17 protein-coding genes and 2 rRNA genes are annotated in these 26,953 nt (G+C 39.0%); 13 read left to right on the forward strand and 6 right to left on the reverse strand.

The genetic code is table 11. From position 1 onward, the window contains the following. The first annotated feature begins 18 nt into the window (after nt 1–18). The gene (locus U5907_01030) at nt 19–1,293 is read left to right on the forward strand and encodes an aminoacetone oxidase family FAD-binding enzyme (protein ID WRQ33243.1); all 1,275 of its coding nucleotides are present in this window, start codon (nt 19–21) and stop codon (nt 1,291–1,293) included. Here U5907_01030 and U5907_01035 read toward each other — a convergent pair. From U5907_01035 to dnaN, 3 genes are read right to left on the reverse strand one after another with little or no spacing between them, the layout of a single operon-like run. Beyond that, a complete protein-coding gene (locus U5907_01035) occupies nt 1,260–1,832 on the reverse strand; it encodes a hypothetical protein (GenBank protein WRQ33244.1) in 573 nt (190 codons plus the stop codon). The two genes, U5907_01030 and U5907_01035, sit on opposite strands and share 34 nt — an antisense overlap. Further along, the gene (locus tag U5907_01040; GenBank protein WRQ33245.1) at nt 1,810–2,583 is read right to left on the reverse strand and encodes a 3'-5' exonuclease; all 774 of its coding nucleotides are present in this window, start codon (nt 2,581–2,583) and stop codon (nt 1,810–1,812) included. The genes U5907_01035 and U5907_01040 overlap by 23 nt, the downstream gene beginning before the upstream one ends. Before the next feature lie 13 nt (nt 2,584–2,596). Next, a complete protein-coding gene (dnaN, locus tag U5907_01045; GenBank protein WRQ33246.1) occupies nt 2,597–3,724 on the reverse strand; it encodes a DNA polymerase III subunit beta in 1,128 nt (375 codons plus the stop codon). 80 nt (nt 3,725–3,804) lie between these two features. Between dnaN and U5907_01050 the strand changes: the two genes are divergently transcribed. The 10 genes from U5907_01050 (at nt 3,805) to U5907_01095 (ending at nt 18,937) form a co-directional block, all read left to right on the forward strand. Beyond that, nucleotides 3,805–5,235, forward strand: a complete 1,431-nt coding sequence (locus tag U5907_01050; protein ID WRQ33247.1) for a Do family serine endopeptidase — start codon at nt 3,805–3,807, stop codon at nt 5,233–5,235. A 52-nt stretch (nt 5,236–5,287) separates the two neighbouring features. Next, nucleotides 5,288–6,148 carry an RNA polymerase sigma factor RpoD/SigA gene (locus U5907_01055; GenBank protein ID WRQ33248.1) on the forward strand — a complete coding sequence of 287 codons (861 nt, stop codon included), beginning with the start codon at nt 5,288–5,290 and terminating at the stop codon, nt 6,146–6,148. Nucleotides 6,149–6,179: 31 nt separating this feature from the next. Further along, on the forward strand, nt 6,180–8,288 hold the full coding sequence (locus U5907_01060) for a M3 family metallopeptidase (protein ID WRQ33249.1): 2,109 nt from the start codon (nt 6,180–6,182) through the stop codon (nt 8,286–8,288). A gap of 68 nt (nt 8,289–8,356) precedes the next feature. Next, nucleotides 8,357–9,574 (forward strand): potassium/proton antiporter, encoded by a 1,218-nt coding sequence (locus tag U5907_01065; protein WRQ33250.1) that lies wholly within the window; start codon nt 8,357–8,359, stop codon nt 9,572–9,574. A 46-nt stretch (nt 9,575–9,620) separates the two neighbouring features. Next, nucleotides 9,621–10,979, forward strand: a complete 1,359-nt coding sequence (locus U5907_01070; GenBank protein ID WRQ33251.1) for an alanine/glycine:cation symporter family protein — start codon at nt 9,621–9,623, stop codon at nt 10,977–10,979. Between the two features lie 5 nt (nt 10,980–10,984). Further along, a complete protein-coding gene (gene argS / locus U5907_01075) occupies nt 10,985–12,763 on the forward strand; it encodes an arginine--tRNA ligase (GenBank protein ID WRQ33252.1) in 1,779 nt (592 codons plus the stop codon). A gap of 3 nt (nt 12,764–12,766) precedes the next feature. Then, complete coding sequence (locus tag U5907_01080) at nt 12,767–14,497, forward strand: YgiQ family radical SAM protein (GenBank protein ID WRQ33253.1); 1,731 nt, start codon at nt 12,767–12,769, stop codon at nt 14,495–14,497. Nucleotides 14,498–14,567: 70 nt separating this feature from the next. Next, nucleotides 14,568–14,960: a hypothetical protein gene (locus U5907_01085; GenBank protein WRQ33254.1), complete on the forward strand. Its 393-nt coding sequence runs from the start codon at nt 14,568–14,570 to the stop codon at nt 14,958–14,960. Between the two features lie 64 nt (nt 14,961–15,024). After that, the gene (locus tag U5907_01090) at nt 15,025–16,800 is read left to right on the forward strand and encodes a chloride channel protein (GenBank protein WRQ33255.1); all 1,776 of its coding nucleotides are present in this window, start codon (nt 15,025–15,027) and stop codon (nt 16,798–16,800) included. Further along, a complete protein-coding gene (locus U5907_01095; protein ID WRQ33256.1) occupies nt 16,793–18,937 on the forward strand; it encodes a Tex family protein in 2,145 nt (714 codons plus the stop codon). Before U5907_01090 ends, U5907_01095 begins: the two co-directional genes overlap by 8 nt. On the opposite strand, the gene U5907_01100 is transcribed toward U5907_01095, so the two are convergent. From U5907_01100 to U5907_01110, 3 genes are read right to left on the reverse strand one after another with little or no spacing between them, the layout of a single operon-like run. Continuing rightward, on the reverse strand, nt 18,825–19,838 hold the full coding sequence (locus U5907_01100; GenBank protein ID WRQ33257.1) for a DMT family transporter: 1,014 nt from the start codon (nt 19,836–19,838) through the stop codon (nt 18,825–18,827). The genes U5907_01095 and U5907_01100 overlap by 113 nt on opposite strands. After that, nucleotides 19,831–21,168 carry a dihydroorotase gene (locus U5907_01105; GenBank protein ID WRQ33258.1) on the reverse strand — a complete coding sequence of 446 codons (1,338 nt, stop codon included), beginning with the start codon at nt 21,166–21,168 and terminating at the stop codon, nt 19,831–19,833. The genes U5907_01100 and U5907_01105 overlap by 8 nt, the downstream gene beginning before the upstream one ends. Beyond that, on the reverse strand, nt 21,168–21,902 hold the full coding sequence (locus tag U5907_01110) for a polyprenol monophosphomannose synthase (protein WRQ33259.1): 735 nt from the start codon (nt 21,900–21,902) through the stop codon (nt 21,168–21,170). Before U5907_01110 ends, U5907_01105 begins: the two co-directional genes overlap by 1 nt. 366 nt (nt 21,903–22,268) lie before the next feature. On the opposite strand from U5907_01110, the gene U5907_01115 reads away from it, so the two are divergent. Continuing rightward, nucleotides 22,269–23,792 (forward strand): 16S ribosomal RNA (locus U5907_01115). A gap of 246 nt (nt 23,793–24,038) precedes the next feature. Beyond that, nucleotides 24,039–26,913 (forward strand): 23S ribosomal RNA (locus U5907_01120). The 16S and 23S rRNA genes sit together here, the layout of an rRNA operon. The last annotated feature ends 40 nt before the right edge of the window (nt 26,914–26,953 follow it).

The raw sequence follows: 26,953 nt of genomic DNA on the forward strand, positions 1-26,953 counted from the left end.
ATTGCCTTTCTTTGCATTATGGATAGATTTGATGTAGCAATAGCAGGAGCAGGTGCCTCGGGACTTATGGCAGCAATCTCTGCAGCCCGTAAGGGGATGAAAGTACTCCTTATTGAGAAAATGGAACGAGCTGGAAGGAAGGTCTTGATAACAGGTAAGGGTAGATGTAATATCACCAACACAAAAGACTGGAATGAGTTTTCAACCCATATCTATCCAAATTCAGGGTTTTTTAGATTTGCTTTTAGGGCTTTCTCTAATCTTCAACTTATTCAATTTTTCGAGGAGATTGGCCTAAATACTAATATTGAGAGAGGAGACCGTGTGTATCCGGAGTCAGGCAGGTCTTCTGATGTAGTAGATATAATGCTTAAAGAGGCATCAAGACTCGGTGTGAAATTTTTGTATAAATCAAGAGTAATTGATTTGGTGATAATCAATAACAAGGTTGATTCAATTACCTGTGAAACCGTATCCGTTGTAAACAGAATTTATGTGAATTCGCTAATCATTGCAACAGGTGGCCTATCTTATCCATCAACTGGTTCAACAGGTGACGGATATCTTTTAGCTGACAAAGCAGGACATAAATTATCAAAAAGATTCCCTTCTTTAACTGCATTAATGCCTGTAAAATATGATTTAAATATTAAAGGACTTATATTAAAGAATATTGGTCTTAAGCTGTTTGTTGGTAAGGATTGTGTTCAGGAAGAATTTGGTGATGCTGAATTTACAAATAACGGATTTGAAGGACCATTGGGGCTGCGAATAAGCAGGAAAGCTGTCCGTGCATTAATTGATGGAAATAAAGTATCCCTGAGAATCGACCTTAAACCGGCTTTATCAAACGAACAAGTTATTAACCGGATTGTAAGGGAGTTTGGAGATAGTGACACTTTGATAATAAAGGATCTGCTTAAAAAGCTGTTACCACTGCAATTGATACCATTAATTTTGAACGAATTAAGATTTAGTCCATCTAAGATATTATCAAAAAGACTGCCTGGAGAAATATATGCTGTTTCTGATTTGATTAAAAATTGGGTAATAAATATTGAAAATTTCACCGGATTTGAGAGGTGTGTAATAACAGCTGGTGGAGTAGAATTGAATGAAATTTTTCCTAAAAGTATGGGTTCCAGAATTATTGAGAACCTCTATTTTGCAGGAGAAGTTGTTGATCTTGACGGAGATACAGGTGGCTATAATTTGCAAATTGCATTTTCAACTGGATATCTGGCAGGTGTGTCGGCATCTTACCTGATTGAAAAATCCAGGAGTTTAATGTAATTATTGTCCAGCGCATCAATATACATTTTGAAACAGGACCCTTTTTGAGATTTTTGGTTTACCTCTGAAGTAACTGCAACTATATCTCCGCTCTTTAAGCTTATTTTTCTTGAAATCTCTTCGATAGCTGAGTCAATAATATTTTTTGGATCTGTGTAGGAAGGAGATATAACAATATCGTTTTCGGTATCCATGCTAATAATAAAACCTGTTGACAGTTCTGATATGTTTTTGTTATCAATTAAATAAAAGCTTTGCTCCATTGTGGAGTTTAAAGAATATTCTGTGACTGTAATTTTATCACTGTAAAAATTATCTGAAACGATATTTAGAGCAATATAAATTTCTGAATAGTATCTCTGAGCGAATTGAGAAGAAATATATTTCCCTGCCCTGTTAATTTTAACAGCAATTGCAGGCTCAATAATTATTGAATCAAAATTATCCGGAATATAGAAGTCCGAATTATCGCGACAAAGAGTCAAATCTGTTTTTACAAACAGAGATAATCCAAATTTATTTAGAATGAAAATATTCATTGTAAAGCCTTGTTAAAACTTGTTTTGTGTCCAGAGTAAAATCTCCGTTCATCATCCATGAGTAATAACTTGGATCACTTTTGAAAATTGAGAAAACAGTTTTCCCTTTGTGTTTGCCAAAATTAAAAACCGGTTCATCTTTATCGTTAATGGCAATTCTTCCTGCATAATCCAGTGAATTGTTTCTGATTGAAAACTTGGATAAAAATTCTACGCTGTTTTCTAGTTTGTCTGAATATTTGTCGAGCTGAGATTCTAGTATTTCAAATGTGGCGACTGTATCAGCTTCAGCTGAGTGAGCATTTTCAAGATTTTTATTGCAATAAAATGAATAAGCAGCACTCAGAGTCCGTTGTTCCATTTTATGAAAAATATTCTGGACATCAACAAGCTTCCTTTTGCGAAAATCAAAATCAATACCTGCCCTTAAAAATTCCTCAGCAAGCATAGGGATATCGAATTTGATAGAATTATATCCGGCAAAATCACATCCCGTCATCCAGGTCGAAAGACTTTTGGCAATCTCTTTAAAAGTAGGGCAATCTTTTACATCTTCATTTGATATTCCATGTATGGATTGGGCTTCAGGAGATATGGGAATGGTAGGATTTAATCGTCTGGTTTTAAGCTCCTGGTCGCCATTAGCCATTATCTTGAGTGCACTGAGCTCTACAATCCTGTCAGAAGCTATATTAAGCCCCGTACTCTCAATATCAAAAAATATAATTGGATTCTTTAGTTTAAGTTTCATTATAAATGATGGTTTATGCATTTACCATCATAGGCATAATTAAAGCAAGTATCTCCTCTTGAGGATCTACAGGTCCTGCTGCAAGAATCAGTGCTGCTCTTGACGGATCTGATAATTCAAGTGAAATATCAGTGTATGGTAAATTAGAAAGGATTTCAATAAGGAATGTAGATTTGAACGCAATCTCCATATTATCTCCCTCGTACTGACATATTAGATTTTCATTGGCAGAGATTGAGAAATCAAGATCTTGAGCAGATAGTGTCAGTGTATTATATGTAAGTTTTAACCTTACCTGGCTGCTGGCTTGGTTTGAACAGACAGCAACTCTTCTTGCAGAATTTAAAAGGTCTAGTCTGTTAATAACAAGTTTATTAGTATTGTTCTTTGGAATTACTGATTTGTATGCCGGGTAATTACCCTCAACAAGTCTGCAAATTAAATTGAAGGACTCAAACTCAAAAGTAGCATTTCTTGAGTCAAATCTGATTACCACATCTTCATCACCTTTCCCAAGTATGTTCTTTAAAACAGAGGATGGTTTTTTAGGGAGAATAAAAGATGATTTATTATCTGACTTTATGTCATGTCTTGTGTAACATACTAGTTTATGGGCATCAGATGCTACCAGGGTAGAGCTGCTATTGTCAATGTCAAAAAAGATTCCGTTCATTACAGGACGAAGCTCTTCTTCAGCAGTTGCATAAAGTGTTCTGTTAATACCCTCAAGAAGAACATGAGAATTAATACTTATAGTTGTGTAATTTTCACTGAGTTCAGGAACTGAAGGATAGTCGTCTGAGGTGGTACATGGTAATTTTGCATTTCCACTTGCCCATGTTATATCGAGAATTGAGCAACTATCATTTGTTTTAAATTCCAGTGGCTGGTCTGCAAATTCTCTTAACGAGTCAACAAGAAGTTTTGCAGGAACAGTAATCTCACCCTCTTCAGAAATGTTTTCAATTAACATTTTGGTTTTTAAGGTTGTCTCAAGATCAGAGGCTGTAATTGACAAAGTTCCATCTTTAAGAATGAACAGAAAGTTGTCAAGAATCGGAAGGGAGTTTTTGGTAGAGATGACCCTTGAAACCGATTGTAATCTTGTAAGAAGTTCAGTGCTCGATACAACAAATTTCATATGTTTTCAATTTTGAACAAAGATAATAAAAAATAGTTATGGCATATAATTTGATTTTGGGGTAAAAAAACATTAAGTGTATGAAAAAAGTATTTGTTTATTTTTTAGCTACAGCACTTGTAAGTAGCTTGACAGCATTTGCAGTTGTTAAACTAACAGACAAAGAAAGAGGAGATTATAATGAAAATTCAGCAACATTGCCTCTTCGTAATGTTACATTATCAGATCAGCTTTATCCTGATTTTACATTTGCTGCCGAGACCGCTGTTAAGGCAGTCGTTCATGTAAAAGTCACAAAAAAAGGGATGGAGCAACCATTCACAATTTATGATTTCTTTTTTGGCTATGGCAATCCAGGTATGTCGCCAAGGAATCAGGTCAATTCAGGTTCGGGAGTTATCATAACATCTGATGGATATATTATTACAAACAATCATGTAATTGAGGGAGCAGATGAAATTGTGGTTACTCTGGAAGACAATAAATCGTACAAATCCAGATTGATAGGAAGAGACCCGGTTACAGATATTGCACTTCTCAAAATAGACGCAAATAATCTTCCATATTTGACATTTGGAAATTCCGACTCTTTAAGACTGGGAGAGTGGGTTATAGCAATAGGTAATCCATATAACCTCAGATCAACAATTACTGCAGGTATAGTTAGTGCAAAGGGACGAAGTATGCCCGCAACCGGAGAAGAGTTCAAAATTGAGTCTTTTATTCAGACCGATGCTGCTGTTAATCCTGGTAATAGTGGAGGTGCTCTTGTAACTACACGGGGAGAGCTTGTGGGAATTAACACAGCCATTGCTACAAGGACAGGCTCATATACAGGTTACTCATTTGCAGTACCTTCATCAATTGCAAAAAAGGTGGTTGAAGATCTTATTGATTTTGGCAGCGTACAGCGTGCCCTATTGGGCATATCTATGCAGGAGATTGATGGAGATCTGGCAAAAGAGAAGGGTCTGGAGGGTACCAATGGTATCTATATAGCTGAAGTAGTCAGGGATGGTGCTGCAGACAGATCAGGCATTAAAGTGGGTGATGTGCTTCTTTCAATAAATGGGGTAAAAGTAAATTCGGGCCCGGCTGTTCAGGAGCAAATCAGTAAATACAGGCCTAAAGATAAAGTTGATATTGAGTTATTAAGAAACGGTAAACAAATTTCTGTATCTGTTGTTTTACAAAGCAAATCAGGAGATGATTCAAAAACTGATAATACAGGTAACGGAGTAATTAAAATATTCGGGGCTGAATTGAAAGAGGCACCAAAAGAGTTGTTGGAAAAATTATCTCTTAAAAGTGGTGTAGAGGTTTTATCGGTCTCAGAAGGGAAATTTAGGAGTACGGGTATAAAAAAGGGTTTTGTTATCACTTATGTTAATCAGAACCAAGTTTCAAAAGCAGCAGATATAAGTGCAATAATACAAAGTAGCAGAAGGTCAGTCCTTATAGAAGGAGTTTACCCTGATGGTACAGTAGTCTATTATGGTATGGGACTTTAAAATTTTGCTGCAATGCTCAATTTTTTATAGCTTTGCAAGATAATATGTATACATGAGACAACTTAAGATTACAAAATCAATCACAAACAGGGAGAGTGCCTCTTTAGACAAATATTTACAAGAGATTGGCAGAGAGGAGTTGATAACTGTTGAAGATGAAGTAGAATTAGCACAAAGAATAAGAAAGGGAGATCAAGAGGCCTTGGAAAAATTAACCAGGGCCAATCTTCGTTTTGTGGTTTCTGTTGCAAAACAGTATCAAAACCAGGGACTTAGTTTGCCTGATTTAATAAATGAGGGGAATCTCGGCTTAATAAAAGCTGCTGAGAAATTTGATGAGACCAGAGGTTTCAAGTTCATATCTTATGCGGTTTGGTGGATAAGGCAGTCAATTCTTCAGGCTTTAGCAGAGCAGTCCAGAATCGTAAGATTACCACTTAATCAGGTAGGATCTCTCAATAAAATAAACAAAGCTCTTTCAAAATTTGAACAGGAAAATGAAAGACTCCCTTCCCCGGAGGAGCTTGCTGTAATACTGGATATACCAAGAGAAAAAATTGCAGATACACTGAGAGTATCAGGCAGACATGTATCTGTTGACGCTCCTTTTGTTGATGGGGAAGATAATAATTTGCTTGATGTCCTTCCAAATACAGACTCCCCAAATGCAGACAGAGGTTTGCTAAATGAATCTCTGAACAAAGAGATTGAAAGAGCACTTTCAACACTTACGGAGCGAGAAAGAGACATTGTAAAATATTTTTTCGGAATAGGGACAACAGAGATGACTCTTGAAGAGATTGGTGAGCATTTTGGACTAACCCGAGAGAGAGTCAGGCAAATTAAAGAAAAAGCAATAAGAAGACTTAGGCATAGTGCTAGGAGCAAATTACTTAAATCTTACCTGGGCTAATTTTAAAACACCATAACCTGAATTAATAACTATGAAAAAATTTCTTTTTGCAATGATTGCTGCAGGTGCGATATTTACATCGTGCGGTCAAAAGACAGAATCTGGAAATCCATTACTGGAGGACTGGAATACTCCATTTGGTATTCCACCGTTTGAGAAGATTAAGATTGAGCATTTTATGCCAGCGTTTGTTGAGGCTATGACCCAGCATAAAGCAGAAATTGACTCTATTATAAATAATACAGAAGAGCCTACATTTGAAAACACCATTGTCGCTTATGATAATGCAGGTGCTTTACTGGATAAAATATCTCCTGTTTTCTCACACATTAGTGGCACAGACTCAAATAACGAAGTTCTTGCTTTGGAAAAAGAGCTCTCGCCAATCAGAAGCAAGCATTATAATGAGATAAGTCTTAATCAAGGCCTTTTTGAAAGAGTTAAAGCGGTCTATCTTAAAAAGGATTCACTTGGACTAAATCCTGAACAGATGAGGCTTCTTGACGAAATGTATAAAGGATTTGTCAGAAGCGGAGCAGATCTGCCGGAAGATAAAAAAACAGAACTGAAAAAGATCAACGAAGAGATCTCTGCCCTTCAACTTCAATTTGGACAGAATTTACTTGCTGAAACAGGTTCCTACAAACTGGTAATTGATAAAGAAGAGGATCTTGCAGGGTTGTCTGAAGCCTTAAAGACATCAGCATTCGCAAGGGGAGAGAAAGACTCTTCCACAACTGGAAAATGGGTTTTTGGACTTGATAATCCCAGTATAATTCCATTTTTACAACAAGCTGAAAACAGAGAGCTAAGAAAAGAGATTCTTAATGCGTATCTAAACAGGTGTAACAACAACAATGAATTTGATAACAAAGAGGTTATTAAAAAGCTAATTGATTTAAGACTTAAAAGAGCAAAAATACTTGGTTTTGAGAATTTTGCACAATATCAACTAGAGACCAGAATGGCGAAAACGGAGGAGAATGTTTACAACCTCCTAAATCAGCTTTGGAAACCGGCTTTAGAGTCTGCAAAAAAGGAGCTTGCTGATATGTCAGCAATAGCTAAAGAGAGTGGACTTGAAGGTGATCTTGAGGCAGCTGACTGGAGATTCTATTTTGAAAAGGCTATGGCGAAAAAATTCGACCTTAGTGATTCTCAGTTAAGACCATATTTTAAGTTGGAAAATGTAAGAGATGGAATCTTCTATGTAGCTAACAAACTTTATGGAATTACATTTACACAGCTGGATAATGTACCTATGCCTCATGCTGAATCAACTGTTTATGAGTGTAAAGATGAAGATGGTTCTCACCTGGGTATTATTTATATGGATATGTTTGCACGCCCAGGTGCTAAAAGAGGTGGCGCTTGGTGTAGTGGTTTCCGTTCACAAACATATAAAAATGGTGAGAGAGTTGCCCCACTTGTACTTATTGTTGGGAACTTTACAAGACCTAATGGTAATGAACCTGCTTTACTTAGTACAGATGAAACAGAAACTTTCTTCCACGAGTTTGGGCATGCTCTGGCGAGTCTTCTTAAAGATGTAAATTATTATGGTGTTGGCGGAATGACAAGAGATTTTGTTGAGTTGCCATCTCAAATTATGGAGCATTGGGCATTTGAACCTCAAGTTCTCAAAGAGTATGCAAAACACTACCAAACTGGTGAAGTAATTCCTCAGGAGCTTGTTGATAAAATTGTAAATGCTGGTAAATATGGTCAGGGATTTGCAACTACTGAATATCTTGCAGCCTCTCTGTTAGATATGGATTTCCATATTCTTAAAGAGATTCCTGCAGATTTGGATGTTAATGCATTTGAATCTAAAGTTCTTGGAGATAGAGGCCTTGTTTCTCAAATTCCACCTAGATACAGAAGTACTTATTTCAGCCACACATTCGGTGGTGGATATACTGCTGGATATTACTCATATATTTGGGCTGAAGTTCTTGATAGTGATGCTTACCAGGCATTTGTTGAGACCGGAGATATTTTTAATAAGGAGGTTGCAACTAAATTCCGTAAAGAGATTCTTGCAAGAGCAGGTCAGGATGAAGCAATGACCCTTTATGTTAATTTCAGAGGAAAAGAGCCGGGTATTGACCCACTTTTGAAAAACAGAGGTTTAAAATAATCAATTTTTATACTGGAAAAAGGGGCTGATAAAAAAATCAGCCCCCTTTTTTTTGTATATTTGCCTATATGCAATTGACAGCTGATAATATTTTACTGATAGGCTCAGTTTTGATATTTGTAAGCATAGTTGCCGGAAAAGCTGCTTACAAATTTGGAGTCCCGCTATTGTTACTGTTTCTTACAGTTGGTATGATATTCGGTAGCGATGGAATAGGTATTAAGTTTGAAAGTCCGTACATAGCTCAGTTTATTGGGAATGTTGCTTTAAGTATAATCCTTTTTTCAGGAGGTTTGGATACTAAGATTAAAGATATCCGTCCTGTCCTTGCACCTGGAATATTACTCTCAACACTAGGGGTTCTTTTGACCACACTTTTCACTGGGCTGCTCATATATCTGATTACTTCCGTCTTAACGGGCTTCCCTGGTCTGACAATTGCGGAATCAATGTTACTTGCTTCAATAATGTCATCAACTGATTCTGCATCTGTATTTTCGATTTTAAGGTCAAAAGGTATAAAATTAAAGGAGAACCTTAAGCCTCTTCTTGAATTAGAGAGCGGAAGTAACGACCCAATGGCATATATGCTAATGCTTATTTTTTTAAAGATGGTTATCTCTGGTGAATCTTCTGCATCATCATTTTTAATCTCTTTCCTTATACAATTTTCTGTTGGTGCTGTATGTGGATATGTTTTTGCACAAATTGCCATTTTTTTTATCAGACGATTAAATACCGAGAACAAATCTCTTTATCATGTACTTCTGCTTGCAACTCTTTTCTTTACGCAATCTGCAACAGGGCTAGTTGGAGGTAATGGATTCCTGGCAGTTTACATCGCTGGTCTTATTATTGGAAATCACAAAACACAATGTGATCCAACCGCTTATACCTTTTTTGACAGCATAGCCTGGTTAAGTCAACTTGTTCTTTTCCTTACTTTAGGCCTTTTTGTTAATCCTAATGAGTTAATTGACATTGCCCTGCCTGGTATTTTAATCGCTATTTCATTAACCGTAATATCAAGACCGTTAGCTGTATTTATCACTCTTACCCCATTTAAAAATTTCTCAAATAAGGCCAAACATTATATCTCCTGGATTGGTTTAAGAGGTGCTGTGCCTGTAGTATTTGCAACTTATCCTCTAATTGCCGGTATAAAAAATGGTCAAGCGATGTTTGATATAGTCTTCTTTGTCACAATTGTATCATTACTTCTTCAGGGAACTTCAGTCAGCTTATCTGCAAGAAAGCTATCTTTGTCAGATGAGGTTGAGAAATGATTGAATTCTTAATATTATCTTTGCAAAAATCTAATAAATCAAAAGTATGTCTCATTTCTTACACGAGGTAGGAGAGTTCATTGTTACCTTTGGCAATTGGCTCTGGGGGCTTCCCCTTTTTTTATTGCTTATCGGGGGAGGTTTCTGGTTCCTGGTGTATTCTGGATTCGTACCTTTCAGATACTTTGGAAGAGCTATTAAATCATTACGAAAGAAAGAGGATGATGCGCCAGGTCAGATAAGCTCTTTTGAGGCATTAGCAAGTGCGATTGCATCAACGGTTGGGATGGGTAATATTTCAGGTGTAGCAGTTGCTCTGACTATGGGTGGCCCGGGAACAATATTCTGGATGTGGGTTAGTGCTATTGTTGGTATGGCAACTAAGTTTTTTGAAGGGACACTTACGATAATGTTTAAAGGCAAAGATACCTCTGGAGAAGCACAAGGCGGACCGATGTATATGATAACAGAAGGTCTCGGTAAATCATGGAGACCACTTGCAGTTTTCTTCTCAGTTTTTGGTTTGATTGGAACACTTTGTCTGATGCAGGCTAATCAACTTACAGAAGCAATAACTACTGTTATAACTACACCTATGGGAATAGAAAACACAGGCTTCCTAAGATTTTCGATAGGTCTGGGCATGACCTTGATAGTTGCGGTTGTTGTTTTAGGAGGAATAAAAAGGATCTCCAGGGTGGCATCAAGATTAGTCCCCTCTATGGTTTTGTTATACTTTATTTTAGTTGGATATATTCTTATAACTCATATCAGTGCTGTACCAGAAGTTTTTGCTTCAATATTCAGAGAGGCATTTCAATTTAAAGCTGGCCTTGGAGGGTTAGCAGGGTCTGCAATTGTCATTGGAGCCAGAAGGGCTGCATTTGTTAACGAGGCTGGGGTCGGAACAGCATCAATGATGCATGGAGCATCAAAGAACAGTGAGCCGGTCAGAGAGGGACTTGTCGCAATGCTGGGCCCTTCAATTGATTCTGGGCTGGTTTGTACTCTTACCGCTTTAGCCATTCTGGTAAACGGGAATTATGAGGTTTCACAACTTCAGGGGATTCAGATGGCAATGAACTCATTTCAACTCTCAATCCCTGGAATGGGACACTATTTACTTTTAGGAATGGCATTTATTTTTGCATTTTCCACGATGTTCTCATATTCATATTATGGGGTAAAATGTACTAATTTTCTGTTTGGAGCTAAATATGCTCATCTTTATAATTATTTCTTCCTTGCAATGCTGGTTGTAGGCGCAATGATATCACTAGATGTTGTAGTTGGAGTAATTGACAGTGCGTATGCGTTGATGGCAATTCCTACAATGTTTACACTCCTTGTATTATCTCCAAAAGTTAAGAGGGAGATGAAAATTTATTTCAATAAACAAAAATAGATAGAATGGAACTAGAATTACTTATAAAACATAAGCTTGGTGAAGCAGTAAAAGATCTTTATAATTCAGATATACCGTTGACAGATTTACAGATACAGTCAACCAGAAAAGATTTTGAAGGTGATCTGACGGCTGTTGTTTTTCCATTTTTAAAGATTTCAAAAAAATCCCCCGAAAAAACGGCAGAAGAAATAGGCAAATATTTAGCAGATAATGTAAGAGAGATCTCTTCCTATAATGTAGTAAAAGGGTTTTTAAATATTACAATTTCTGATGATTATTGGATTGATACATTAAAATTAATTTCATCATCACCTGACTGGGGTGTTTTTCCAAAGTCAGGCAGAAGGGTGATGGTAGAGTTCTCCTCTCCAAATACCAATAAACCGCTGCATCTTGGTCACATCAGAAATAATCTGCTGGGATGGTCTGTTTCAAAACTTCTTGAGTGTAATGGTCACGAAGTAATAAAAGTAAATCTGGTAAACGACAGAGGTATCCATATTTGTAAATCTATGCTTGCATGGAAAAGAGAGTCTAATGGAGAGACCCCTTCAAGTACTGGTTTAAAGGGTGATCACCTTGTTGGAAAGTATTATGTTATCTTTAACGACCTGCTAAAAAAAGAGATTGAAGGTCTCGTAGACTCCGGAATGGAGAGGGAAGAGGCAGAAAAATCAAGTCAGATAATGAAAGAAGCACAGGAAATGTTACTTCAATGGGAGCAGGGAGATAAAGAGGTTGTAGATCTTTGGAGGAGGATGAATGGATGGGTATATGAAGGTTTTGATCAGACATATAAAAGAATGGGCGTTTCATTTGACAAAACATATTACGAATCAAACACCTACCTTCTGGGTAAAGAGTTAGTCAAGGAGGGGCTTAAAAAAAATGTATTTTTCAGTAAGGAGAATGGATCAGTATGGTGTGATCTTACACCCGACGGGCTTGATGAAAAATTACTGTTAAGATCTGATGGGACATCAGTATATATGACTCAAGATCTTGGAACAGCTAATCAAAGATTTTCTGAATACTCCTTTGACGAACATATTTATGTAGTAGGAAACGAGCAAAATTACCATTTTCAGGTACTGAAACTAATCTTGAAGAAATTGGGATTTGACTGGGCCGATTCAATTTATCATCTCTCTTATGGAATGGTTGAACTTCCTCAGGGGAAGATGAAATCTAGAGAGGGTACAGTCGTTGACGCAGATGACCTGATAGATAGTATGGTCTCTACTGCAAAAGAGACTTCCATTGAGTTGGGGAAGCTGGATAATATGAACCAGGAAGAGCAGTTTCGGCTTTTTGAAATGCTCGGTCTAGGAGCCCTGAAGTATTTTATACTTAAAGTAGATCCAAGAAAGACAATGCTTTTTGACCCCAAAGAATCTATTGATTTTAACGGTAATACGGGACCTTTTATACAGTATACTCATGCCAGAATCAAATCAATTTTAAGAAAAGCAGAAGAGCAAAATATTTCATCTCGTTTTACTAATGCACATTTGAATCCTGTAGAAGTTGAGATAATCAAAATGCTGAATTACTTCCCGGCAAAAATTTCAGAGGCAGGCGAGGCTCACTCTCCGGCCCTCGTAGCAAATTATTGTTATGATTTGGCTAAAGAATTCAACCGCTACTATCACGAAGTACCAATATTAAAAGAAGAAAACGAGTCAGTAAAGTCTCAGAGACTTATTCTGATTGATTCAATTTCAAGAATTTTATCCAGAGGAATGGGAATTCTTGGCATTGAGTTACCGGACAGAATGTAAGAGATGCAAAGCAATAACACATTTCCAATTCCTACGACAAAGAAAGAGATGGAGGCTCTTGGCTGGAGTAGTGCCGATGTTATCCTCTTTTCAGGAGACGCATTTGTTGATCATCCATCTTTTGGTACAGCTGTTATTGCCAGAGTATTACTTAATAATGGCTACAAGGTAGCAGTAGTTCCTCAGCCAAACTGGAGGGATGATTTGCGAGACTTTAAAAAATTGGGTGTGCCAAATTTGTTTTTTGGTGTAAACTCAGGTGTAATGGATTCTATGATTAATCATTACACTGCAAATAAGAGACTTAGAAGTAATGATGCTTACACACCCGGTGGAGAATCTGGAAGGAGACCAGATTATGCTGTATCTGTATATTCAAAAATTTTAAAACAATTATTCCCTGAAGTTCCCGTAGTAGTAGGTGGAGTTGAGGCCTCTCTAAGAAGATTTACTCATTATGATTATTGGCAAGACAAATTATTACCATCGATTCTTGTAGAATCCGGAGCTGACTGGCTTGTATATGGCATGGGTGAGATGCCGGTACTTGAACTTGCATACAAAATCTCTATTGGAGAGAGTGTCGAGATGATAAGAAGAACAAAGCAGATAGGGTACATTACAAATACAAAATCATCATTTTTTACCGATTCATTATTACTAAATTCCTATGAAGAGTGTTTAAAAAGCAAGGAGGCATTTGCGGCCAATTTTAATATTATCGAGTCAGAGTCTAACAGCTGGAGTTCCAAACATATTATTGAGCCTGTAGGAGATAAGTTTGTTCACATAACCTCCCCCTGGCCTTTATTAACTCAGCAAGAGCTGGACTCAGTCTACGATCTCCCATACACAAGAAAACCTCATCCCAGATATGGAGTTAAACCGATATCTGCATATGAAATGATAAAATTTTCAGTTAATACACACAGAGGCTGCTTTGGCTCATGTACATTTTGTACAATATCTGCTCATCAGGGGAAATTTGTACAATCAAGATCTGAAAATTCAGTTATTAAAGAGGTTGAGAAGATTGTCAGTATGGAGGACTTTCGAGGTAATATTTCAGATTTAGGCGGACCATCTGCAAATATGTATAAAATGGAGGGAAAAAATCTGCTTCAGTGCCATAAATGCAGAAGAGACAGCTGTATCTATCCCAATATTTGCAATAACCTTAATAACTCTCACACACCATTGCTTGACCTCTACAAAAAAGTTGCAGTTGTAAAGGGTGTCAAAAAAGCTTTTATCGGAAGCGGAATCAGATATGATCTTTTTATTAACGAGAGAGGATATCTGAACGATTCAGGAAAAACATATCTTGAAGAGGTAATTACAAAACATACTTCAGGAAGATTTAAAGTTGCTCCGGAACATACATCTGACCATGTTTTAAAAGCAATGGGAAAACCATCATTTAAATTATTTGAAAAGCTTAAGAGTGAATTTAAAATTATCACAAATAAGCATAACTTAAAATATCAAATTGTTCCATATTTCATTTCCAGCCATCCTGGTTGTAAAATAGATGATATGAAATCACTTGCTCAAAACCCACATTTAAAAGATATTAGTTTAGAGCAGGTGCAGGATTTTACACCAACACCTATGACACGCTCATCAATATCATTCTATACCGGAATAGATCCAAAAACAATGAAAAAAATCTTTGTTGAGAGAGATCCAAAAATGAAACAAAAACAAAAATCATTTTTTTTCAATAAAAAGTAAAAAAGCTTGTAGAAAACTTATTTTTTTGCACTATAATTGCAGCCCGAATTTTAACTCGAACATTATTTTTATGGAGAAAAAACCAAATACAACTAAAGACACATCAGTTAGCAAGACAGGCCCTTCTCAGTCAAAGCGCAGATCGGTAGTTAGTTATAATAATCTTAGTCCTGAACTTCTTGCTATTCTTAAAGAGAAGTATCCCAGAGGATATGCAGATTATATGGGAGAGATATTCAAGGTTGATAAGCCTGATGGATCTTTCTTCTACGCTATATCATTAGAAGTACCTGATGCAGTATATCTGGTTAAGGTAGATGTTAAAATTGACGATTATGAAGAGGCTGCCGATGAATTATTTGGTGGTGGATCATCAGAGGTAGACGGATCTGAACCGGACGAATTCCCGGAAGATGATTCGGTAGGTTCTTTCTCTGAAGAGCAAGAGGATTCAGACGAATAAATCGGATCTTAATTTCTTAAATTTTACAAGGCTGATTTATCAGCCTTTTTTTGTATTTTCGTGTATGTTTAAATGTAACTCCATTCAGAACAGGTTCCTTTGTAAAATCAGAGAGCTCCCGGAGAATAAGCTGCTTTTTATAATGTCTTTTGTTGTGGGCGTTGGAAGTGGTTTAGCTGCGGTTTTGCTGAAACACTCAATACATTTTGTAGCAGGATTGCTTACAAGCTGGTTTAACACTCCTGCTGAAAGTATCCTTTACATTCTCTATCCTGGTCTTGGGATGCTATTATCTTTACTTTTTGTTAAGTACTTAATCAAAGACAATATAGGACACGGGGTCACTAAAGTTTTGACTGCAGTTTCCAAAAATGATTCACGAATTAAGCCGCATAATATGTGGAGTTCCGTCTTCTCCAGTTCTCTTACTATTGGTTTCGGAGGCTCTGTAGGAGCTGAAGCCCCTATAGTTTATACAGGAGCAGCAATTGGTTCAAATGTAGCCCGATGGATGGGACTCTCGCCAAAACACATGACAATTCTTTTGGGATGCGGTGCAGCTGGTGCAGTTGCCGGAATTTTTAAGGCTCCATTGGCAGGAATACTTTTTACCCTTGAGATATTACTATTTAACATCTCAATGACCTCTATACTCCCTTTACTGGTTTCTGCAGTTACAGCCACGACAATATCTTATCTTTTTCTTGGAGATAAGGTTGTATTTGCAAATTCAATATTGCCTTTTTCAATGGGCAATATCCCTTTTTATGTTGCTTTAGGGATTGTATGTGGTTTTATTTCACTATACTTTATAAGAATGACCCTCAGAATGGAGGATCGAATCTCCTCAATTAAAGGTGACTACAAAAGATGGGCAATTTCTGCAATCTCTTTGGGATTATTGATTTTTATTTTTCCTCCTTTATACGGAGAGGGATATCAATCATTAACATCGCTGTTAAATAATGACACACAGGGAGCTATCGGTCCAAGTATTTTTTCGGTCATTATTGAATATAAATGGTTTATCCCACTTTTTTTTACTGCAATAATATTCTTTAAAGTTTGGGCGATGTCCTTTACAAATGCGGGTGGGGGTGTTGGAGGAACATTTGGACCAACACTTTTTATTGGTGGAGTGACAGGATTTGTCATATCCAGGGTGATTAATCTGACCGGTCTCTATGTTTTACCGGAAGCCAATTTTGCATTAGTTGGAATGGCTGGCCTTATGGCAGGGGTAATGCAAGCACCAATGACTGCAATTTTTTTAATAGCTGAGATTACCGGAGGATATACCCTCTTAATTCCTCTGATAATTACAGCAGCAATTTCATTTGCTACAATAAGAACATTCGAAACTTACTCAATCTATACAAAAAGAATAGCAAAAATGGGTGCTCTGCTGACTCATAATAGTGATCAGGCTGTATTAACTTTACTAAAGACATCTGATCTTGTTGAGAAAGATTTCATGCTTTTATCCATAAATGGATCTCTTAGAGATATAATTGAACAGGTAAGAAAATCTACAAGAAATATATTCCCTGTTATTGACGAGGATGGAAAGCTTCAGGGAATAATTCTACTAGACAATATTCGACAAATAATGTTTGATTCAGACAAATATGATAGTACTAAGGTTTCTCAATTGATGATATCAGTAGAACAACCTGTTTATGAAGAGGATTCAATGGAAGTTGTTATGGACAAGTTTGAAAAGAGCTTATCATGGAATCTTCCGGTAATATCATATGAAGGATTATATAAAGGATTTGTATCTAAATCAAAAATTTTCTCTGCCTACAGAGAACAATTGCAAAAAGTATCTCATGAATAAGTTATATATTGATTTTATAAGCAAAGAGCTCTCAATCCATAATTGGCAGGTAGAACATTGCACAGAACTTCTGGAAGAGGGGGCAACAATACCTTTTATATCTAGATACAGAAAAGAGAGAACAGGATCATTGGATGAAGTTTTAGTATCTCAGATAAAACATTATCATTCAAGATTTTCTGAGCTTGATAAAAGAAAAAAGGCAGTCCTATCATCAATAGATGAACAGGGCAAGCTTTCTAAAGAGCTGGAAGTGGAAATTTCAACTTGTGTAGACCAACAAAAGCTGGAGGATTTATATCTGCCTTACAGACCAAAAAGAAAAACCAAAGCATCTGTTGCCAAGGAGAGAGGTTTAGAGCCTTTAGCATTGACTGTTTTTTCGTTTAAAACAGAGGATCCATATTATGATGCTGAAAAATATTTGAGTGAGGATGTAAAGAGCCTGGATGAAGCACTTTCCGGCGCAAGAGATATTATAGCAGAATGGATTAGTGAAAACATCAAGATAAGAGAATTACTCAGAGAGCAATATCTAAAGTTTGGAAAGCTTACAGCAAAAAAACACAAAGATCTAGCTGATAACAATGAGAGTAAGTACAGTAATTATTTTTCATTTACGGGCTCTCTAAATAATATGCCTGCTCATAGAGTTCTTGCGCTTTTAAGGGGAGAGAGGGAAGGAGCTCTTAGTATTAAATTGGAGATTGATAGTCTTTATTCAATAGGATATATAAGAAATGTTTTGTTTCCAAACGGCGTTAGAGTTTCAAAAAAATGCAGAGAACAAATAGAAGAGGCAATAGATGATTCATATAAAAGACTTCTTCACCCCTCAATTGAGAATGAAACTCTCAATAGTGCAAAAGCCAGAGCAGATATAGAATCAATTAAAGTTTTCGGTAATAATCTTACTGCTCTTTTGCTGGCACCACCTGCGGGGCAGAAAAGAGTTCTTGCGTTGGATCCGGGCTTTAGAACAGGATGCAAAGTAGTGTGCTTAGGAGAGCAAGGCGAGTTACTCCATAATGATACTATTTATCCGCACCCTCCTCAGAACGAAAAAATCCAGGCGATTAAAAAGATATCAAATCTTGTAGAAGCCTATAAGATAGAAATCATAGCTATTGGAGATGGAACTGCTAGCAGGGAAACGGAGTCATTTATTAAAAAAATTCCTCTGCCAAAAGGAGTTCAGGTCTTCTCTGTTAGTGAAGATGGAGCATCAGTTTATTCTGCTTCTCCTGTTGCCAGAGAAGAGTTTCCGGACTACGATGTTACTGTTAGAGGTGCAGTCTCTATAGGCAGAAGAGTAATGGACCCATTGGCAGAACTTGTGAAAATTGACCCAAAATCCATAGGTGTAGGTCAATATCAGCACGATGTGGATCAAAATCTTCTTAAAGAGATGCTTGACAATACGGTTATAAGCTGCGTAAATAAGGTTGGAGTAAATTTAAATACTGCAAGCAAGCATCTTTTAAGTTATGTCTCAGGAATTGGACCATCCTTAGCTCAGAATATTGTGGATCACAGATCAGCTAACGGCCCTTTTAAATCCAGACTTGAACTATTAAAGGTTAAAAGGCTAGGCGAAAAGGCCTTTGAACAATGCGCCGGTTTTTTGAGAATTCCAAATGCTGCGAACCCTCTTGATAATACTGCTGTACATCCGGAAAGGTATCATCTTGTTAAGAGAATTGCAGATGACAGACGCGTTGATTTAACAGTTTTAATTTCTGACAGTAAATTGAGAGAGGGGATTACAATTGAAAATTACATTTCTGAGGATGTGGGTTTACCAACACTAAGGGATATAGTTGAAGAGCTCTCAAAACCGGGGCGAGATCCTCGAAGCATCGCAAAAGTTATGGAGTTCTCTCAGGAAATTCATTCAATCGATGACCTTAAACCAGGAATGATTCTTCCGGGAATTGTTACCAACATTACCAATTTTGGTGCTTTTGTAGATATAGGTATAAAACAAGATGGATTAGTCCACATATCTCAGATGTCAGATAAGTTTATATCCTCTCCGCAGGAAGTTGTGAAACTTCATCAACAGGTAATGGTAAAAGTTCTTGATGTTGATTTGAGAAGGTTGAGAATTCAGCTTGGTATGAAGTTGGTGGATTAGAGGATGTAGGTTTTTTCTCCCTCTGAGCAATAATTACTCCAGTTACCACTATTGTAATCCCTGCAATCTTGTATGTTCCAAGCCCCTCCTGGCCAGCCATATATGCGCCAAATGCAGAAATAGCAGGTACTAATGATGTGAAAATATTTGTTCTTGCTATTCCTAGTTTCTTGATTGAATTTATAAACAAAATAAAAGCAACACACGAGCATAGACCGGCTAAAAATAACAGTGGCTTTATTGAATCAAAAGTAAACATTGAGATACTGAATTCATTTAAGTCATAAATTATAAAAAGAGGCAGAAAATAGAGAGCACCAAGTAGGTGCTGATAAGTCGCAATTGTGTAACTATTATAGGTAAACGCAAGTTTCTTCACTACCATAGAGTATCCAACAGCTGAGAATACACCCATAAAGAGCAGAGCTATACCCCAGTAGTGATCAACAGATATTTTGCCACCATCAAATACAACTAGCAGGATACCCGGAAGAGTTATAAAGACTCCTATTATATTTATTGTAGTTATTCTCTCCTTATATATTAGAATACCGGGAATCAATGCAAATATTGGAATTGTAGCAATAATTATAGAGCTTAAGGTAGGAGAATTCACAATCTTAAGACCAAATGTCTCACCGATAAAATAGATAAATGGCTCCAATAATACTAGTAACAGAAACCATTTAATATCTTGCTTTTTTACCTTTTGAATTTTTCTTGCACTTATAGAAACCAGTATAAGAAATATAGCAGCAATTGTCATTCTGAAAAAAACCAACGCCATCGGAGGGAAATCCAGAATTAGCAATGAATTGGTCCATATAAATGAAAACCCCCAGAAAATAACAGCTGTAATAATTGATAAATAGACGATTATCGCCTCTGCTCTTTTATTCATATGTGAAAATTAATCGTTCTCCGGCTTTTAAACCTGTAAGTTCGCCGTTAGAAACAGCGTGCACACCATTAATGAAGGTGTGAATTATTGATGAGTTAAAAGTAGTGCCCTCAAAAGGAGACCATCCACATTTATATTTAATATTATTTTTATCAACCTTGGTTGGCTGATTTGGGCTGAAAATCATTATGTCTGCGAAAAATCCCTCTTTTATAAAACCTCTCTTTTCAATTCTGAATCTTCTGGCTGGTGAATGAGCCATCCTGTCCGCTATGTCAGTAATTGAAAAGAGTCCTTTTAAATGTAGCTCCCACATAATTTGAAAGCTATGCTGGATCAGAGGCAATCCTGAAGGAGCAGCGTTGTATCTGTTATTTTTCTCATCAATTGTATGCGGGGCATGATCAGTTGCAACAATATTAATGGTACCCTCTTTGACGGCTTCAATTATAGCATCTCTGTCAGATTTGCTTTTTATAGCAGGATTACATTTCATCTTGGATCCATAATCGCAGTACATTTTGTCATCCATTACCATATAATGAACACAAACCTCTCCTGTTATATTCGGATTAATTCTCCTCGCATTCTTAATCATCTCAACTTCCTCTTTTGTTGAGATATGGAGTATATGAAGAGAGGAATTATGTTTAATCGCAAGATTTATAGCTTTTGCAGTAGATTCTATACATGCCTCTCTGCTTCTTATTACAGGGTGTAAACTAAATGGAATCTCCTCCCCATACATTTCCACAGCACTAATAAGATTGGCTTTAATTATATTCTCATCCTCACTGTGAATGGCAATTAACATTTTTGATTTTGAGAAAATGAGATCAAGGGCTTTTTGATCATCAACTAACATATTTCCTGTAGAAGATCCTAAAAATAATTTAAGTCCACATATTTTTGAGCGGTCTGCTTGTTCTATTTCGTGGAAATTCTCATTTGTCCCTCCCAAGTAGAAAGAGTAGTTTGCAAAAGAGGTTTGTGAAGCAATACTGTACTTATTTTCTAATAAGGCTAAGGTAGTCGCTGGAGGATTTGTATTTGGCATCTCCATAAAAGAGGTAACCCCACCTATAACAGCAGCTGCACTTTCAGATTCTATATCACCTTTATGTATGTTTCCCGGTTCTCTGAAGTGAACTTGGTCGTCGATTAACCCCGGCATCATTATCAGTCCCTCTGCCTCAATGATCTTATCTGCCTCAGGAAGAGTTTCATTATCTCTAAATATTGCTGATATTATTTTACCGTCAATTAAGAGAGAGCCCTTGAAAACTTCTCCCTCATTAACGATCAAAGAATTCTTAATAAGAGTTTTCATTATAACGAGGTTTGTCTCGGTTTAATTCTCCTCAATCTCATTTTAAGTACCCCCCAAAATGCCTCTCCAAAGATCCCGCTACTCATTTTAGAAGTTCCTTCTGTCCTGTCTACAAATATAATAGGTACCTCCACAATTTTGAATCCCAATTTAAATGTGTTGTACTTCATCTCAATCTGGAATCCATATCCCTTCATCCTAATTTTGTCAAAATCAATTTTTTCTAGAACCTCTCTTCTATAGCATTTAAAACCAGCAGTAGTGTCAAAAATTTTCATTCCAAGAACTTTCCTTACATACGCCGATGCATAGTATGACATTATTACCCTTCCAATTGGCCAGTTTATTACGCTTATTCCTTTGCAGTACCTAGATCCTATTGCAAGATCAGCACCATTTGAACAGGCTGCGTATAGTTTAGGTAAATCCTGTGGATTGTGGGAAAAGTCTGCATCCATCTCAAATATATAGTCATACTTATGTGTAATTGACCAGTTAAAACCGGTTATGTAAGCTGTGCCAAGTCCCTGTTTTCCTGCTCTTTCAATGATATGCAAAGAGCCATTAAAATCATACTGAAGGCGCTTAACAATGTCTGCAGTTCCATCAGGGGATCCATCATCAACAACCAGTATGTGAAAAGATTCATCCAAAGAGAGTATCTCTTTGATTATTTTTTCAATATTCTCTTTTTCATTATAAGTAGGTATAATGACAATTTTTGAAGAATTCATTATGTGAAATTTCTATCCTGCAAAAGTATAAATAAATCCTCATATTATTTTTGGTTTAATTCAAAATCTGAATACCTTTGCAAACCCAAAAAACGGAGCAGGACTATCAAAAAAAAGAAAATTTTCTGCATTTTTTTTGGAATTGTAAAAAAAGTGCCTACCTTTGCACTCCCCAAACGGAACACCGGTTAACGAGGGGCAGGGACAAGAGCGATTAGTCCCGTTTTTTATCGGTAAGTTCATTGACATTTTGGAAGACAAGTACAATTTAAAGTAGTACGATAAATAGAGTAGAGCGTTAATTCTTTTATAGAATAAATGATAAATCAACAGTAGCAGGGAAAGCTTAACATTTAAAAAATTTTTACAATGAAGAGTTTGATCCTGGCTCAGGATGAACGCTAGCGGCAGGCTTAACACATGCAAGTCGAGGGGCAGCACGGGTAGCAATACTTGGTGGCGACCGGCGCAAGGGTGCGTAACGCGTGAGCAACATGCCCGTATCAGGGGGATAATCCATGGAAACGTGGTCTAATACCCCATAGTAAATTTTTGGGGCATCTCAAAGATTTTAAAGCTTTGGTGGATACGGATTGGCTCGCGTGACATTAGCTAGATGGTAAGGTAACGGCTTACCATGGCTACGATGTCTAGGGGTTCTGAGAGGAAGGTCCCCCACACTGGAACTGAGACACGGTCCAGACTCCTACGGGAGGCAGCAGTGAGGAATATTGGACAATGGATGGAAATCTGATCCAGCCATGCCGCGTGCAGGAAGACGGCCCTATGGGTTGTAAACTGCTTTTGTATGGGAGCAATAAGATCTACGTGTAGATTGATGAGAGTACCATACGAATAAGCACCGGCTAACTCCGTGCCAGCAGCCGCGGTAATACGGAGGGTGCAAGCGTTATCCGGATTTATTGGGTTTAAAGGGTGCGTAGGCGGTTTGATAAGTCAGCGGTGAAATATTTCAGCTTAACTGGAAGGGTGCCGTTGATACTGTCGAGCTTGAATTTAGTTGCTGTGGGTGGAATGTGTGGTGTAGCGGTGAAATGCATAGATATCACACAGAATATCGATTGCGAAGGCAGCTCACAAAGCTAATATTGACGCTGATGCACGAAAGTGTGGGGATCAAACAGGATTAGATACCCTGGTAGTCCACACTGTAAACGATGATAACTCGCTGTCGGCGATACACAGTCGGTGGCCAAGCGAAAGCGATAAGTTATCCACCTGGGGAGTACGACCGCAAGGTTGAAACTCAAAGGAATTGACGGGGGCCCGCACAAGCGGAGGAACATGTGGTTTAATTCGATGATACGCGAGGAACCTTACCCGGGCTCGAACGGTGCATGAATAGATCAGAGATGGTTTAGTCCTTCGGGACATGTATCGAGGTGCTGCATGGTTGTCGTCAGCTCGTGCCGTGAGGTGTCGGCTTAAGTGCCATAACGAGCGCAACCCTTGTCGTTAGTTGCCATCAGGTAATGCTGGGAACTCTAGCGAGACTGCCACCGTAAGGTGCGAGGAAGGGGGGGATGACGTCAAATCAGCACGGCCCTTACGTCCGGGGCGACACACGTGTTACAATGGCAGGTACAGAGGGCAGCTACCCAGCGATGGGGTGCGAATCTCGAAAGCCTGTCTCAGTTCGGATCGGAGTCTGCAACTCGACTCCGTGAAGTTGGATTCGCTAGTAATCGCGCATCAGCCATGGCGCGGTGAATACGTTCCCGGGCCTTGTACACACCGCCCGTCAAGCCATGGAAGCTGGGGGTGCCTGAAGTTCGTTACCGCAAGGAGCGACCTAGGGCAAAACTGGTAACTGGGGCTAAGTCGTAACAAGGTAGCCGTACCGGAAGGTGTGGCTGGAACACCTCCTTTTTGGAGCATAACTGTTACGTTGATTTTCTCTGCTCTATTTTGTCTTCCATTATTATATAGGCTGTTTACTATGATTTTGCTACGGCGGGATGGATAGTCTAAGGGTTCAAGTCCCTTAACAGTTCAGCAACGGAAGTTGTTAAAGTTCATTGACATTTTGAGAGAGATAATAGAGGTAAAGAAAAGAATTAAATATAAATTTAGTCTGTTAATTTTAGGATTAAGGGACTACAATTTCGAGCGTTTTAAGAAGTTACTTAAGGGCGAACGGAGGATGCCTTGGCTTCTATGGGCGAAGAAGGACGTGGTAAGCTGCGAAAAGCTGCGGGGATTTGCAAACTAGATTTGATCCGCGGATATCCGAATGGGGCAACCCGGCTGGCTGAAGGCCAGTCACGCAGAGATGCGTGCCAACGCAGGGAACTGAAACATCTTAGTACCTGCAGGAAAAGAAAGAAAAATCGATTCTCTGAGTAGTGGCGAGCGAAAGGGGAATAGCCTAAACCGGTTTTGTTGAGGCAAAACCGGGGTTGTAGGACCGCGACATTTGGTATAGATACGAAGTGGAACCATATGGGAATATGGGCCGTAGAGGGTGACAGCCCCTTACACGTATTTATCTGTACTGATAGCGGTATCCTGAGTAGGGCGGGACACGAGGAATCCTGTCTGAATCTACGGGGACCATCCCGTAAGGCTAAATACCAATAGAAGACCGATAGTGTACCAGTACTGTGAAGGAAAGGTGAAAAGTACCCCGAACAGGGGGGTGAAATAGAACCTGAAACCGTTCGCTTACAAGCGGTCGGAGTCCCGTAAGGGATGACGGCGTGCCTTTTGCATAATGAGCCTACGAGTTGTTTCTCACTAGCGAGGTTAAGTACTTCAGGTACGGAGCCGAAGCGAAAGCGAGTCTTAAAAGGGCGACTAGTTAGTGGGAACAGACGCGAAACCTTGTGATCTACCCTTGACCAGGTTGAAGGAGCCGTAACAGGCTGTGGAGGACCGAACCAGTTTCCGTTGAAAAGGATTTGGATGAGTTGAGGGTAGGGGTGAAAGGCTAATCAAACTGGGAGATAGCTCGTACTCCCCGAAATGTCTTTTGGGACAGCCTCAAGTAATAGCTTAACGGAGGTAGAGCTACTGATTGGATGCGAGGGCTTCATCGCCTATCAATTCCAGACAAACTCCGAATGCCGTTAAGTGTTTCTTGGGAGTGAGTCATCGGGTGCTAATGTCCGGTGGCGAGAGGGAAAAAGCCCTGACCAACAGCTAAGGCCCCCAAACGTGTGTTAAGTTGAAAGAACGATGTGTGGTTGCAGCGACAGCTAGGATGTTAGCTTGGAAGCAGCTATTCATTTAAAGAGTGCGTAACAGCTCACTAGTCGAGCGACCGTGCGTGGATAATAATCGGGCATCAAACACACTGCCGAAGCTATGGACTTTAGGAATAGAGTGGTAGGGGAGCATTCCATTCAGCGACGAAGGTGAACTGTGAGGTTTGCTGGAGCGTATGGAAAAGAAGATGTAGGCATAAGTAACGATAATGCAGGCGAGAAACCTGCACACCGAAAACCCAAGGTTTCCTGATCAACGTTAATCGGATCAGGGTTAGTCGGGTCCTAAGGAGTATCCGAAAGGAGAATTCGATGGACAAATGGTTAATATTCCATTACCTGTATATTGAGAGCGGGAGAGACGGAGTAGTGACACACACGCCAACTGACGGAATAGTTGGTTAAAGGCCGTAGGTATAGGAACTGGTTAAGAGCTGGTTTTTGCTGATGGTTTACAGTACACTGAGTCTTCGGATGAAGTGATAGTTGTGGTAAACAGACTTCCAAGAAAATCTTCCAATCGTTAATTGATATACAGCCCGTACCGTAAACCGACACAGGTGGGTGAGGAGAGAATCCTAAGGTGCTCGAGTGAATCATGGCTAAGGAACTCGGCAAATTAACCCCGTAACTTCGGGAGAAGGGGACCCTAGCGATAGGGCGCAGAGAAATGATCCAGGCGACTGTTTAACAAAAACACAGGGCTTTGCTAAATCGAAAGATGAAGAATAAGGCCTGACACCTGCCCGGTGCTGGAAGGTTAAGAGGGGATGTTAGCGCAAGCGAAGCATTGAATCGAAGCCCCAGTAAACGGCGGCCGTAACTATAACGGTCCTAAGGTAGCGAAATTCCTTGTCGGGTAAGTTCCGACCTGCACGAATGGTGTAACGATCTGGATACTGTCTCAGCCATGAGCTCGGTGAAATTGTAGTAGCGGTGAAGATGCCGCTTACCCGCAACGGGACGGAAAGACCCCGTGAACCTTTACTGCAACTTAGCGCTGATTTTGGGTAACAAATGTGTAGGATAGGTGGGAGACTGCGAAGCGGGTACGCTAGTATTCGTGGAGTCACTGTTGAAATACCACCCTTTTGTTACTTGGAATCTAACTTCGCGAGAAAGACACCGCTTGGTGGGTAGTTTGACTGGGGTGGTCGCCTCCAAAAGAGTAACGGAGGCTTCCCAAGGTGCACTCCGCACGAATGGTAACCGTGCATAGAGTATATTGGCAAAAGTGCGCTTGACTGTGAGACCGACAAGTCGAACAGGTACGAAAGTAGGGCAAAGTGATCCGGTGGTTCCGCATGGGTGGGCCATCGCTCAAAGGATAAAAGGTACTCCGGGGATAACAGGCTGATCGCTCCCAAGAGCTCAAATCGACGGAGCGGTTTGGCACCTCGATGTCGGCTCGTCACATCCTGGGGCTGGAGCAGGTCCCAAGGGTTCGGCTGTTCGCCGATTAAAGTGGCACGCGAGCTGGGTTCAGAACGTCGTGAGACAGTTCGGTCCCTATCTGTTGTGGGCGTAGGAAGTTTGAGGGGGTCTGACCTTAGTACGAGAGGACCGGGTTGGACGCACCGCTAGTTTACCGGTTGTGGCGCCAGCTGCACCGCCGGGTAGCTATGTGCGGTTTAGATAAGCGCTGAAAGCATCTAAGCGCGAAGCTAGCCCCAAGATGAGACTTCCCTTGAGGGTCGTGGAAGACTACCACGTCGATAGGCTGCAGGTGTAAAGGCAGTAATGTCAAAGCCGAGCAGTACTAATAACCCGATAGGCTTCTTATAAATGCGCGTGCGATACTTTAGTATTGCATATGACAGGACA

The sequence above is a fragment of the Bacteroidales bacterium MB20-C3-3 genome (assembly GCA_035609245.1).
Taxonomy (GTDB): domain Bacteria; phylum Bacteroidota; class Bacteroidia; order Bacteroidales; family UBA932; genus Bact-08.